Here is a 12690-nt window from a genome sequence, read left to right on the forward strand (position 1 = left end):
TTTTTTTTAAAAGATTCTATTTTTGAATCTGGGTTTTTAATTTAAAAATAAACAATCTCTGCAAATACATGCAGAGACTGTCTATTGTGGAATTCAGTTAGTTATTTTTTTCATCATAATCACCCATTAAGGAGTAATACCCAAAGGTTCCTAATCCTAAAACAATTAATGGTGTGAGTATAAAAAGGATGATAATTCCAAATACTAAATCTTCTTGTTTGCCTGACATAAATTTTGGCAATCCAAAAGTAAAGATGCAAAAATACGCTGCAGCAGCAGCTAACGCAATCCAAACTAATCCTAAAACTCTTTTTATCTGATTCATATGTTGCTATTTTTTTATTTATCGGTCATATGTAATTCGCATATAATCATTGGAGTTTGCAACCCAATTACAATAATGCTCATTTCATAGCTGTGTTTTTTATACGTGAGCGTTTTTGTCTTTATTTTTAATATAAACCATTCCAACAACAAAGCTGACTGCAGCTATAACAATTGGATACCAAAGGCCTTCAAGGTAAAACTCCGGATGACCTAAGTCTTTTGCATTGGTCACAAAATAGGTTGAAATAGCGGGAAGTAACCCTCCAAAAATTCCATTTCCTACGTGATATGGCAATGACATTGATGTGTATCTAATTTTTACCGGGAACATTTCAACTAAGAACGCAGCAATAGGACCATAAACCATAGTTACAAATAGTACTTGCACAAATACTAAAAATATCAAAGCCCATCTGTCGCTGGAGTTAATTTTAATAGTTGTCTTGGTTTCTATTTTTGGTTTTCCGTCTACAACTTTAGCTGAACCGTTTTCTAAAGATACCGTTTTTACTTCTAATAATGACGTTCCATCTGAATACTCTTTGTTAGTCGTATAGATAGAATCCATAGTTTGTTTCTTGTTCTCCTTTAATTCAGCAACAATTTTAGTGTTTGCTACAATTTCGGTTTTATTTTTTACAGATGTGGTTTCGAACATTTGCTTGTAGATAGGTCTGTACAAGACAATAGCCAGTAACATTCCGCCCATCATAATGTATTTTCTACCTACTTTATCACTTAACCAACCAAAGAAGATGAAAAATGGTGTGCCAAGGATTAATGCAATCCCAAGCAAAGTGTCTACTTGAGAGGAGTCGATAGACATTACCGTTTTCATGAAACTCATTGCATAAAATTGTCCAGTGTACCAAACAACTCCTTGTCCCATTGTTGCTCCAAATAAAGCCAACAATACAAATTTTAAGTTGTAACGATTTCCAAAACTTTCTTTCAATGGGTTTGTACTTGTTTTTCCTTCGCTTTTCGCTTTAGCAAAAACTGGAGATTCATCCATGTTTTTACGAATCAAATACGAAACTCCTACCATGATGATAGAAACCCAGAACGGAACTCTCCATCCCCATTCGTCAAATTGTTCTGGTGTAAGGATGTTTCTCGTGGCTAAAATCACCATCAAAGAGATGAATAAACCAACCGTTGCTGTAGTCTGAATCCAAGAAGTCCAGTATCCTCTTTGTCCGATGGGAGCATGCTCAGCCACATACGTCGCGGCTCCGCCATATTCACCACCCAAAGCAAGACCTTGAAGCAAACGAAGAATTAATACTAATAAAGGTGCCATAAATCCAATAGTTTCATAACTCGGGATACAACCTATCAGGAATGTCGCTCCACCCATTAATAACAACGTAACCATGAACGTATATTTTCTTCCAATTAAATCTCCTAATCTTCCGAAGAAAAGGGCTCCGAAAGGACGAACTACGAATCCGGCTGCAAATGTTGCCAAGGTAGACAAGAAGGCTGCTGTGGGATTATCTGAAGGGAAAAATTTAGTTGAAATTACAACGGCTAAACTTCCAAAGATGTAGAAATCATACCATTCGATCATTGTACCCATTGAGGATGCGGAAATGACTTTCCAAATACCTTTTGTTGATTTAGTACTCATAAATTATATTTTTAAATTAGTTTATAGATAGATTTGAAGTTGCACTACGAATTCCCCTTTTGATCCTGAGATAGAAGACGGAGTAGTGTAAACGGGTCTTGTTGAATATTGAGCTGTGATTTTAGCATGTTGTCCATCCAAGAAAAAGTTGGTTCCTAGGTCAAACTGGGTGCTGGACTTGTCTAAAGCGTCAAAATTTTTATACGTAAATGCTCCAAAAGGTTGTACGCGTATTTTAGGTTTGTCTACTCTGCTTGGCAATAAAATTCCGGCTTGTGTGTACCAGATATTTCCCGATCCAATGGTAGCTTGTGCATTTCCTGGTCCGGCTAATGCTCTGTTTCCTGTGAAGTTTGGGTCAACAGAACCAATATTCATAATGGCTACATTACGTAAATAATTTGGTCCAAAATCGTAATCATAGAAAACACTGTATCCGGTAACGGCCATTTTGTTTTCTTTTTTCCCAACAGGCAAATCAAGGAAAACGTCTGCAGCAAAAAGATTGATATTGTGTTTGCTAATAGTGCTGTTAACCGAAGATTTGGTTGCGTCCGGTGCAGTGTAAAAACCAGCACCTATGTTGAATACTTTTTTAGTTCCAAGATAACTTCCTACTTTATAAGGCAGTAAATTAGCTTCTTGATCTAAAAATTGATATTCGAAATAACCTGCTTTTGACCATTTTGTATTTCCGCTGTTATCAACTGCTACAGCATTATCTGCTGCAGTTACATTAGTGGGAACTAAATTTGTAGCGTATGGTTTATTGTAACTCAAACGGTATTCTAATTTGCCATATTTTCCTTTAGCAAATAAACCCATTTGTCTGGCAAACTGGTCTGAATTTTCAATTAACGGCCAGTTGAAGATAGGCGCGTCAATGGTTAAAAAGTTCAATGTAGAAGCCATTGTTGCTCTGGATAATCCCATGTAATAATGCAATCCTCCACCAAGAGATAAGCTGAATTTTTTGTCTTTTTCAGGTAAAACTAATGCGTATTCATTCCAAGCATCGTGAAAAAATAAACCTGGTTTTTTTCCGGCACCGTATCCGCCAGTTCCAGAAGTTCCTGCTGCACCACCATTAGTAAAGGTTTGATTGTTGATCCCAAAGTGCGTTACAATCATGTATCTTTTAGATAATTGAGAGTAGGCAAGAAAACGCAAACGTCTGTTTCCAATGTCGGTTCCGGTTGTTGCCGCTTCATTTCCAATCATTGTTCCGGGGTTCATTTGGCTTGAACGAAACCATATTTGGTTCCATGCAATGAATCGCATGTATTTTGAACCATCTTCGTTCAAATTGAATTTCATTCCGCTACCGTAATCAATTGAGCCTTGTGAAAAACCTTTTAGGGACAATAATAGTACTGCCGCTATAAAAAATATTTTTTTCATAAATAAAATTTTGGTTATTAAGTGGTTGGTTAATAAAGTGCCAAATTCTATTATTTTATTCTGAAAAAAAATTTAGATATATTTATGTGTAAAGGTATATAGTTAATCTTTGAATCTTTCCCATTTTATAAGCATAAACTTATCTCCAAGTTCCGTTATTATCATACCTGCACCGGAAAGTAATTGTTTATTTTTTAGATATTCTATCAGCTCTAAGTGGCTAAAAATCTTATAAGTAGGATGGTAGTTGGCGTGAGATGGTTTTTTGATGTTAAATGTCTTTACCCAGTTGCTTACAGTTACGTGGGAAACCCCAATGATTCGCTCGATTTCACGGAAACTCAAGCCTTCGAGATAGAGCTGTAATGCTTTGGTTACATAGTAATCATCGATCTTTTTACCTATTTTATTTACCGTAAAAAAATAATTGCATTTTTTACATAAATACCTTTGTTTACTGTTGATTATACCACTTTTTATAATGTGGTTGCTTTGGCATTTCGGACACGTTAAAAGTTCCATATATATAAATTTTGCATAAATATAGCTATTTAGCAACTATATAAAAGAGAATTATATAAAAAAAATGTTTTAAATTTATTAAAGGTGCATTTTTATTGAAAAAAATGTGTGTGTTTAACAAATTTTGCCTTTTTTTAAATAAAGCGATTGTTTACAATTCCAATTGTGTTTTAAAATCACTTTGTTTGCAATAGTATCTTTTGTTTTGTGTTGATTAACTTGATGGTATGAAATTTTTGTTATAAATTTTTTTTATAAAAAACAATCAAACTAGATATAAATACTTATATTTGTAATAAGTATTTATACTTATTTTTGAAAAGTGTTATGGTACAAGTCGAAGAAGCCTTATCGATAATTGCAAAGAATAGTTGCAAGATGCCCATCAGAAAAATTAAAGTGGCAAAATCACTTGGTTTTATCTTGGCGGAAACAATTTATTCGCCAATGGATATGCCGCCTTTCAGGCAATCAGCGATGGACGGTTACGCTTTTATACATAGTGAATTGCAGCAATTGGATGTAGTAAGCACTTCGCAGGCAGGTGATTTTTCGAATAAAAAAATAAAGGAAAATCAGGCGATTCGCATATTTACGGGGGCTTACGTTCCTGATGATTTGGATACGGTTGTGATGCAGGAACATACTGCGGTTAAAAATAAAACGGTTGAAATAACTAAAATGCCTGTTCGTTTTGCCAATGTCAGAAATAAAGGCGAGCAAATCAAAGAAAACGAACTCGTATTAGAAAAGAATACTTTGATTACTCCTGCTGCTATTGGTTTTTTAGCTTGTTTGGGAATCACGGAAATTACAGTTTATGCCAAACCAAAAGTTGCCATTGTAGTCACGGGAAACGAATTGGTGAAAGCCGGAAGAAAATTAGCTCAAGGAAAGATTTACGAAAGTAATTCGATTATGCTTCAATCCGCTTTGCAGGGAATTGGGATTAAGAAAATAGAAATGTTCCGTGTGAAGGATAATCTGAAAGCGACAAAAAGAGTGTTGAAAAGCTCTCTTTCTGCGTTTGATGTGGTCTTGGTTTCTGGCGGAATTTCGGTTGGGGATTATGATTTTGTAAAAGAGGCACTTTTGTCAAATGGAGTAGAAGAGTTGTTTTATAAAATCAATCAGAAACCGGGAAAACCTTTGTTTTTTGGAAAAAAAGACAAAACAATAGTTTTTGCATTGCCTGGAAATCCAGCGTCAACATTGACCGGTTTTTATATTTACGTTCATCCGGCGCTAAAAATAAGTATGGGTTTTGAAGCTATTTATTTGCCAAAAATTAAACGGAAAATTACGGTTCCGTTTGAAAACACATCCGGAAAATCACTGTTCTTGAAAGGATTGTATGACGATGAAAAAGTTACTATTCTGGAGAGTCAAAGTTCAGCGATGTTAAACACTTTTGCAACAGCAAATGCTTTAATTTATTTGCCTTATGATGTGATAGATATTGCAAAAGATCAGGAAGTACAGGTTATACCGCTTTATTGATAGAAAATAATAATCCTAGTAAGGAGTGTAAAGTTGATTGATTAGGTTAAGAAGAATATAGTTTGAAGCAAGAAACAAGAGAAAAGATAGAAATAAATTAAGATTGATGGTTTAGTTTTAAAAGCAGCATCATAATCATGCTTCTTGTTTCTAAGTTTTTTCATCTCTTTAAAAATAAAAAAAATGCAAGTATCAATTCTTTGTGGAGGGAAAAGTAGCCGAATGCAGTCGGAGAAAGGATTGGTATTGTACCAAAACAAACCTTTTATCGAGCATATTATTGAAGCGGTTTTGCAAATATCGAGTAACATTCAATTGATTACGAATACAAACGATTATGATTATTTAGCATACAAGAAAATAAAAGATATAGTAGTTGATAAAGGACCTTTGGGTGGAATATATACCGCGCTGGTTCATTCAGAAACAGAGATGAATTTGATATTGAGTTGTGACATTCCATTGATTTCTAGCGAAATACTATTGGAGTTGATTGAAAAGCATGGTACAAATTTTGATGTTTCTGTTTTTGAAGATACAAATCGGATTCATCCTTTGATAGGAATATATTCAAAAAGAATACTACCTGTTTTAAAAGAGGCAATTGATGTAAATGATTTGAAAATGATGCGCTTCATTTCAAATGTAAAACATCAATTGATTCCGATTACGGATGCCAAAAGACACTTGTTTAAAAATATAAATTCTGTTGCCGAGTTGAACGAATTGAATACCAATTTATCCCAGTTAAAATGAAAAATTCAAATACACCAAAATTGACAATCGTTGGGGCGGGCCCCGGAGATGTAGAGTTGATTACTTTAAAAGCAATCAAAGCGCTGGAAAGTGCTGATGTTGTTTTGTATGACGCCCTTGTAAATGAAGAATTATTGCAATATGCTACGCATGCAGAAATTATTTTTGTGGGGAAACGTTTTGGGTGTCACGCGTACAGTCAGGATCAAATTAATGAATTGATTGTGTCGATGGCAAAACGTTTTGGTCATGTTGTTCGATTGAAAGGCGGCGATCCATTTGTTTTTGGAAGAGGAAGCGAAGAGATTGGATATGCTGAAAAATTTGATTTGGAAACCGCAATTGTTCCCGGAATTTCATCGGCTTTAGGCGTTCCTGCATCTAATGGAATCAGTTTGACACAACGAAAAATTGCTGAAAGTTTTTGGGTAATTACCGGAACTACTTCGGATCATAAGTTGTCTAAAGACGTGGCTTTGGCATCACAATCCTCAGCAACAGTGGTGATATTAATGGGTATGAATAAATTGGACGAAATTATTTCGATTTATCAAAACAACAGAACCGATGATTTACCGGTTGCCATCATTCAAAACGGAACGAAAGACACGGAGAAAAAAGTGGTGGGAACCATAAGTTCTATTGCGCAATTAGTGGAAGAACACCAACTTTCCTCTCCTGCAATTATCGTCATTGGTGAAGTGGTGCGAAATGCTTCAAAATTAATAGCTTATTTTCAAGAGGAGAATTTAGAAGATGAGTTTATTTTTCAAAATTTAAATGTAATGTCATGATAGCGGTTAAATATTTTGGCGCCATAGCCGAGAAAACAAAAAGTCAAGGAGAAGAATTTTCTTTTTCGAATATGCCTTTAAAGGATTTATTGTCTATATTGAAATATAAATACGAATTGGATTTACTTTCATTTAGCATAGCGATTAATCAAAAAATAATGCAAGATACTTCCAGTTATATTCTAAAAAGTAACGATATTGTAGCTTTATTACCGCCATTTGCCGGAGGATAGTACCCCTAACCCCTAAAGGGGAATTATAAAAGACTAAGATTATGGAAACAGCACGATACAACCGACAAATTATACTTTCTGAAGTAGGAATTGATGGGCAACAAAAACTGCAGCAAGCCAAAGTCTTAATTATTGGCGCAGGTGGATTGGGTGTGGCTGTTTTACCGTATTTGGCTGCAGCCGGAATAGGGGAAATTGGTATTATTGACGATGATAGAATCGAAGTGACCAACTTGCAACGACAAGTGATTTACAAAAGCAGTTCCGTGGGAAAAAGTAAAGTTCTCGAAGCAAAAGCTATGGCTTTGGAACTCAATCCTTCGATAAAAATAAACGCAATCACTAAAAAATTAGATTCGAAAAATGCAATTTTGTTATTCGAACAATATGATATTATAGTCGATGCGACGGATAATCTGGATACTAAATATTTGATTAATGATGCATGTGGTGTAACTAACAAACCTTTTGTTTACGGCTCTATTTATAAATTTGAAGGGCAGGTTTCTGTTTTTAATTATGAAAACGGACCTACATACCGCTGTTTATTTCCTGATGAATCCAATGAGGTTAAGAACTGTAATGATGCAGGTGTTATGGGAATATCGGTGGGAATCATCGGTATGTTTCAAGCAAATGAAGTATTGAAAATGGTTTTGGGAATAGGAGATTTGTTGTCTGGAAAATTACTGGTTTATAATATGTTGAATAACGAACAACAGAAGTTTGAGTTTTCAAAAAAAGCGCCGCATACTATTGATTTACTAGCTTTTGAAAATAAATATAGCTCAGTTGAAACTGCAACTATTGAAATTAGTGCTGCTCTTGCATTGGAACAAATGCATCATCCGGAAGTTCTTTTTCTGGATGTTCGAAATGCTGATGAATACCCAAAAATAACAATCAAAAATGGGATTCAAATTCCGTTAGACCATTTAGAATCTGAATTGCATCAACTGGAACCGAATGCGACATTACTTGTTTTTTGCCAATCCGGAATTAGAAGTAAAAAAGCAGTGGAGATTCTTATAAATAATAATTTTGCGAATGCCAAAAGTATTGCCGGTGGCGCTAAAGCATTAGATAAAATAGATGTCTACAAGGTTTTGGAGACTTTGTAAGTATTAATAAAATAAAATCATGAGTAAGAAAACTGTTTTCATTCAAGGACCCATTTCTTCGGAATTTATAGGGCAGTCGATTGCCAAACACCAATCGAAAACCACTATTGGAGCACACAATATTTTTTTGGGTCAAGTCAGAGCCGATGTGATTGACAGTCAGACCGTAGCAGCAATTGATTATACTGCTTATGAGGAAATGGCAGACGAAGCACTGAGCGTGATTAGAGAGAAAGCGTTCGCACAATTCGATTTGATTTGCATGCACATTTATCACAGTTTGGGTACGGTGAAAGTCGGAGAAATCTGTTTGTTTGTCTTTGTTTCGGCAACGAGAAGAAAGCAAGTGTATGAAGCTACGGAAACGATTGTGAATTGGATAAAAACTGATGTGCCTATTTTTGGTAAAGAAATATTTGAAAATAGTACTTTTACCTGGAAGAAAAATAGTTTGTAGTAATAAAAGTCATAAAGTAACTGAGTCGAAGGTCTTAAAGGCGAAAGTCATAATTTCCGTTGTCGATAGCGATTGTCTTTAATGATTGGCTTAAACATTTTAAAGTACAAAAAAATTAAAAAGTAGTTCGTAGTTTCTATAATTAGTCGTTATCAGATTTAACCTGAAACTTTAAACTTTAAACATTTTAAAAAAAATGGTTGATATCACACATAAAATAAGTACGCTCCGCACCGCAACAGCTCAAGCAACAGTTATAGTCAGCAAGCAAGAAACTATTGACGCCGTTGTGAATAATCTGGTGCCAAAAGGGAACGTGCTGGAAATGGCAAAAACTGCCGGGTTATTTGCGGTGAAAAACACGCATTTATCCATTCCGGATTGTCATCCTATTCCAATTGAATTTACATCGGTAGCATACGAAATCAACGAATTGAGCATTGATGTTATTTTCAATGTGAAAACGGTTTATAAAACCGGAGTTGAGGTCGAGGCGATGCACGGCGCTTCGATTGTGGCACTTACGATGTATGATATGCTGAAACCAATTGACAAAAATATCGAGATTTCGACGATAAAATTAATCAATAAAGAAGGCGGAAAATCGTCTTTCAAAAATAGATTTCCATCCGCAATTACAGCGGCGGTTTTTGTTTGTTCCGATTCTATTTTTGCGGGAGATAAACAAGATCGTTCCGGTAAAATAATTGTCGAAAAACTGGAAATTAGCGGCGTGGAAACGACACATTACGAAATCATACCAGATGAAATAGATGTGATTCAAGAGCGAACTAAAGCTTTCGCAAAAGAAAATCAATTGATCATTTTTACAGGAGGAACCGGGCTTTCGCCAAGAGATGTTACGCCGCAAGCACTGGAACCGTTATTAGAAACCAGAATTCCGGGAATTGAGGAAGCCATACGCAATTACGGGCAACAGCGCATGCCGTATTCCATGCTTTCCAGAACCGTGGCGGGAACTTTAGGCAATTCGTTGGTACTGGCTTTGCCGGGTTCAACCAATGGCGCAAAGGAATCTATGGACGCCATATTTCCTCATGTGCTGCATGTTTTTCATATTTTAAAAGGCAATAATCATGACACCAAATAACGCTGTTTTAACGGATGATTTTGGACGTAAACACAACTATTTGCGTATTTCTCTAATTGAGAAATGCAATTTGCGTTGTACCTATTGCATGCCTGCCGATGGAATTGTATTAAGTCCAAAAGCGAGCTTGATGACGGCTGACGAAATTCACGCCATCGCCCAAACATTCGTCAATAATGGTGTTGACAAAATAAGATTGACCGGCGGAGAACCGTTGTTGCGAAAAGATTTTCCTGAAATAATCGCCAAACTAGGGTCGCTCAAAACCGAGATTTCCATTACTACAAACGGAATTCTGATTGACAAACATATTGACGTTCTAAAGCAGTTTAAAGTCAAAAAAATCAACTTGAGTTTAGATACTTTGGTAGCTTCAAAATTTCATTCGATTACGCTTAGAAACCAGTTTCAGAGTGTAATTGATAATCTGCATTTATTGCTGAACAATGATTTCAAAATCAAGGTAAATGTGGTTTTAATTAAAGGATTCAATGACGATGAAATCATTGATTTTATAAAACTCACCCAATTTTTACCCATTTCGATTCGGTTTATAGAATTCATGCCTTTTGCAGGAAATGAGTGGGACAAGAGCAAAATGGTTTCTCAAAAGGAAATTCTTGATCAGGTGCAACATCATTTCCCAGAATCGGATGTAGAGAAATTAGAAGATGAAAAAAATTTCACTGCCAGAGAATTCAAAATAAAAAACTACTTGGGAAGTTTTGGGATTATCAGTTCGATAACCAATCCCTTTTGTGACGGTTGCAACAGAATTCGCCTTACAGCCAACGGGAAAATTAAAAACTGTCTGTTCTCCAACTCCGAAACAGATTTACTGACGCCTTTCAGAAATGGCGAAGCGATAGAAGACTTGATTGCTTTTGCCATTAAAAACAAAAAGAAAGTACGCGCAGGAATGACTACAATCGAGGATGTAAACAATCCCGCTTTGAATCAAGACAACCGCAGCATGATTGCTATTGGGGGTTAATACTTCATTATTATTATTATTATTATTGGGAGCTATTCCTGTTATTCGTTGCAACCCGTTTTTCACTGCTACCGGGGCTAGGGCTTTTGCGCAAAAAAGAAAGTGAATGCGGTTTCCTGTAAAGTTTACAAGTAAGAAGGTATTATTTTTGAAAATAAGTTAATTATCAAAGCTGATTTATCAGATTTTTCGGTAATAAGTTATATATTTGAAAATAAGTAAACACTGATTCTAATAAGACTTATCTACCCAATTTAGGGGTGATAAGTATGATAACGTCAGGCCTATATACTGGTTAGCTGTAATACCGCCTGAAACCGAGAAAATTACACATTCTAATGAGCAAATAATAAAAATATTAAATGGCAAAAGGAAAAATAGATAGTAATTCAGGGGTTCAAGCCAATGTTGGTTTTGACTTTCAAAGAAACACCTGCATTTATGTTTTTCTTGAAAAATATAATAGTTTAAAAAACCAAGAGTATTTTATTATGCTCGAACATTATGATGATATTGTTTTTGGTTTTCTAAATTCTACGGGAGAACTTTCCGAAATCACAACATATCAAGCAAAAAAATCAGGAACTATTTGGACTACGAATTCTGTTTATGAAATAATCGATAAAATTACTAAATCTGGGATTGAAATAATTAAAGATAGTTTTCCCAAAACTAAAGATTACAGTCAATCACAATACTTTATAACAAATAATACAATTTCGCTTGATTATAAATGTTTATCTGAAAATAAAACTAAAAAATTTTTAGTAAATGAAACAACAGAAACTGTTTCCTATTTAAATTTAGTAAATGATTGCCAAAATGCATTGAAAAAAGGAAATCCAAAAATTACTTTTGATAAAAATCAAGTTTTGCATTTCGACAATTTAAATTTCACGTTTATTGATTTAGGAAGAAATACAAAATCCCAACTAGAATTACTTACTGGAAAATTTAAAACAGTATTTGGAAACAAAATAATTGATCATACAGCTGCTAGAGATACATTAATTTTTCATTTAAAAAAAATAGAAAGTACATACAATCAAGGTGATATTCCGAAATTAAGTGATAAACATAAAAAAATTGAGTCTTCCGAAATTGAAAAAATTCTAAACATCCTAACAACAAAAAAGTTAGCTTTAGATTTTTGCAGAAAAAGAGCTGATAAAATATGTGATGAACTTTCAATAAATGTCTTTGATGCAATGTCATTTGAACTTGATTTTGAAAATAGTTTAGATGAATTTAAAGACTTAAAACAAGGAGAACACCAAAAAATAATTCGATTTATAGAAAGTAAAAAAAGTATTTTTACAACGTTTACTAGTGACGTACTTTGTATAAAGGAATTGTATAATATTTTTTTAAAAGAACATAATTCAACTTTAAACCAACTTCAGCTTAAAGCATCCATTTCTGCTGGCTACTTTCTAATACTTATGCAAAAATGAAAACATATTTAAACATAAATAAAATTTTTATTCATAGTGAAGTTAATAACAAAAGTTTTCTTGCCGAATTTGGCAAAAAGCTAAATGTAATATATGGAGCTAATACAGCTGGTAAAAGTACTTTAATTCAATTAATATTATTCACTTTTGGCATTAACGATAATAAAACTAAACTCATAAAAATATTATCAGAAAATATCTTCACAAGACTTGATATAACTATTAAAAAAAATAACGAAAATATTGAATATACATTTGTTAGAAAAGATGATTGATTGTCCGTTTTTAGTCATAATCCTGTAATACTTGCTATTACTAGCCTATCGAATAATTTTTCCTCAAAATACCGTCTGTTAAGCTTGTAAACGAACTCGTTTAGGTATAATT

Annotated in this window: 14 protein-coding genes and 1 pseudogene; 10 read left to right on the forward strand and 5 right to left on the reverse strand. The window is 34.2% G+C overall.

Translation table 11 applies throughout. From position 1 onward, the window contains the following. Positions 1–97 precede the first annotated feature (97 nt). The 4 genes from QLS31_RS06370 to QLS31_RS06385 all read right to left on the reverse strand — a co-directional run bounded on the left by QLS31_RS06370 (position 98) and on the right by QLS31_RS06385 (position 3883). Positions 98–325: a DUF6814 family protein gene (locus tag QLS31_RS06370; protein ID WP_282743158.1), complete on the reverse strand. Its 228-nt coding sequence runs from the start codon at positions 323–325 to the stop codon at positions 98–100. A 99-nt stretch (positions 326–424) separates the two neighbouring features. After that, entirely contained in the window at positions 425–1960 is a 1536-nt protein-coding gene (locus QLS31_RS06375; protein ID WP_282743159.1) for an MFS transporter, read from the reverse strand. Between the two features lie 21 nt (positions 1961–1981). Further along, on the reverse strand, positions 1982–3361 hold the full coding sequence (locus tag QLS31_RS06380; RefSeq protein ID WP_282743160.1) for a porin: 1380 nt from the start codon (positions 3359–3361) through the stop codon (positions 1982–1984). A 102-nt stretch (positions 3362–3463) separates the two neighbouring features. After that, positions 3464–3883 carry a helix-turn-helix domain-containing protein gene (locus tag QLS31_RS06385; RefSeq protein ID WP_099713664.1) on the reverse strand — a complete coding sequence of 140 codons (420 nt, stop codon included), beginning with the start codon at positions 3881–3883 and terminating at the stop codon, positions 3464–3466. Between the two features lie 327 nt (positions 3884–4210). Here QLS31_RS06385 and glp point away from each other — a divergent pair, with 327 nt between their 5' ends. From glp to QLS31_RS06435, 10 genes are all read left to right on the forward strand, one after another. Then, positions 4211–5383, forward strand: coding sequence for a gephyrin-like molybdotransferase Glp (gene glp / locus QLS31_RS06390; RefSeq protein ID WP_282743161.1), 1173 nt, complete (start codon positions 4211–4213; stop codon positions 5381–5383). A 183-nt stretch (positions 5384–5566) separates the two neighbouring features. Beyond that, complete coding sequence (locus tag QLS31_RS06395; RefSeq protein WP_282743162.1) at positions 5567–6139, forward strand: molybdenum cofactor guanylyltransferase; 573 nt, start codon at positions 5567–5569, stop codon at positions 6137–6139. Then, complete coding sequence (cobA, locus tag QLS31_RS06400) at positions 6136–6933, forward strand: uroporphyrinogen-III C-methyltransferase (RefSeq protein WP_282743163.1); 798 nt, start codon at positions 6136–6138, stop codon at positions 6931–6933. The genes QLS31_RS06395 and cobA overlap by 4 nt, the downstream gene beginning before the upstream one ends. Continuing rightward, positions 6930–7166 carry a MoaD/ThiS family protein gene (locus tag QLS31_RS06405; RefSeq protein ID WP_282743164.1) on the forward strand — a complete coding sequence of 79 codons (237 nt, stop codon included), beginning with the start codon at positions 6930–6932 and terminating at the stop codon, positions 7164–7166. The genes cobA and QLS31_RS06405 overlap by 4 nt, the downstream gene beginning before the upstream one ends. Positions 7167–7207: 41 nt before the next feature. Continuing rightward, entirely contained in the window at positions 7208–8287 is a 1080-nt protein-coding gene (locus tag QLS31_RS06410; protein ID WP_282743165.1) for a HesA/MoeB/ThiF family protein, read from the forward strand. Positions 8288–8306: 19 nt separating this feature from the next. Next, entirely contained in the window at positions 8307–8744 is a 438-nt protein-coding gene (locus QLS31_RS06415) for a molybdenum cofactor biosynthesis protein MoaE (RefSeq protein ID WP_282743166.1), read from the forward strand. A 196-nt stretch (positions 8745–8940) separates the two neighbouring features. Next, positions 8941–9855 carry a bifunctional molybdenum cofactor biosynthesis protein MoaC/MoaB gene (moaCB, locus tag QLS31_RS06420; protein WP_282743167.1) on the forward strand — a complete coding sequence of 305 codons (915 nt, stop codon included), beginning with the start codon at positions 8941–8943 and terminating at the stop codon, positions 9853–9855. Then, positions 9842–10849, forward strand: a complete 1008-nt coding sequence (gene moaA / locus QLS31_RS06425; protein ID WP_282743168.1) for a GTP 3',8-cyclase MoaA — start codon at positions 9842–9844, stop codon at positions 10847–10849. Before moaCB ends, moaA begins: the two co-directional genes overlap by 14 nt. Before the next feature lie 362 nt (positions 10850–11211). Then, positions 11212–12303 (forward strand): hypothetical protein, encoded by a 1092-nt coding sequence (locus QLS31_RS06430; RefSeq protein WP_282743169.1) that lies wholly within the window; start codon positions 11212–11214, stop codon positions 12301–12303. Continuing rightward, positions 12300–12578 carry an AAA family ATPase gene (locus QLS31_RS06435; RefSeq protein WP_282743170.1) on the forward strand — a complete coding sequence of 93 codons (279 nt, stop codon included), beginning with the start codon at positions 12300–12302 and terminating at the stop codon, positions 12576–12578. The genes QLS31_RS06430 and QLS31_RS06435 overlap by 4 nt, the downstream gene beginning before the upstream one ends. Positions 12579–12592: 14 nt before the next feature. On the opposite strand, the pseudogene QLS31_RS06440 reads toward QLS31_RS06435, so the two are convergent. Next, a pseudogene (locus tag QLS31_RS06440) lies at positions 12593–12690 on the reverse strand (IS1595 family transposase); the annotation flags it as partial.

It is taken from the genome of Flavobacterium sp. XS2P24 (genome assembly GCF_030010285.1).
Taxonomy (GTDB): domain Bacteria; phylum Bacteroidota; class Bacteroidia; order Flavobacteriales; family Flavobacteriaceae; genus Flavobacterium; species Flavobacterium algoritolerans.

Excerpts from the sequence above, each read along its gene's own strand:
- QLS31_RS06370 (WP_282743158.1), bottom strand. The coding sequence starts at position 325 with ATGAATCAGATAAAAAGAGTTTTAGGATTAGTTTGGATTGCGTTAGCT.
- QLS31_RS06375 (WP_282743159.1), bottom strand. The coding sequence starts at position 1,960 with ATGAGTACTAAATCAACAAAAGGTATTTGGAAAGTCATTTCCGCATCC.
- QLS31_RS06380 (WP_282743160.1), bottom strand. The coding sequence starts at position 3,361 with ATGAAAAAAATATTTTTTATAGCGGCAGTACTATTATTGTCCCTAAAA.
- QLS31_RS06385 (WP_099713664.1), bottom strand. The coding sequence starts at position 3,883 with ATGGAACTTTTAACGTGTCCGAAATGCCAAAGCAACCACATTATAAAA.
- glp (WP_282743161.1), top strand. The coding sequence starts at position 4,211 with ATGGTACAAGTCGAAGAAGCCTTATCGATAATTGCAAAGAATAGTTGC.
- QLS31_RS06395 (WP_282743162.1), top strand. The coding sequence starts at position 5,567 with ATGCAAGTATCAATTCTTTGTGGAGGGAAAAGTAGCCGAATGCAGTCG.
- cobA (WP_282743163.1), top strand. The coding sequence starts at position 6,136 with ATGAAAAATTCAAATACACCAAAATTGACAATCGTTGGGGCGGGCCCC.
- QLS31_RS06405 (WP_282743164.1), top strand. The coding sequence starts at position 6,930 with ATGATAGCGGTTAAATATTTTGGCGCCATAGCCGAGAAAACAAAAAGT.
- QLS31_RS06410 (WP_282743165.1), top strand. The coding sequence starts at position 7,208 with ATGGAAACAGCACGATACAACCGACAAATTATACTTTCTGAAGTAGGA.
- QLS31_RS06415 (WP_282743166.1), top strand. The coding sequence starts at position 8,307 with ATGAGTAAGAAAACTGTTTTCATTCAAGGACCCATTTCTTCGGAATTT.
- moaCB (WP_282743167.1), top strand. The coding sequence starts at position 8,941 with ATGGTTGATATCACACATAAAATAAGTACGCTCCGCACCGCAACAGCT.
- moaA (WP_282743168.1), top strand. The coding sequence starts at position 9,842 with ATGACACCAAATAACGCTGTTTTAACGGATGATTTTGGACGTAAACAC.
- QLS31_RS06430 (WP_282743169.1), top strand. The coding sequence starts at position 11,212 with ATGGCAAAAGGAAAAATAGATAGTAATTCAGGGGTTCAAGCCAATGTT.
- QLS31_RS06435 (WP_282743170.1), top strand. The coding sequence starts at position 12,300 with ATGAAAACATATTTAAACATAAATAAAATTTTTATTCATAGTGAAGTT.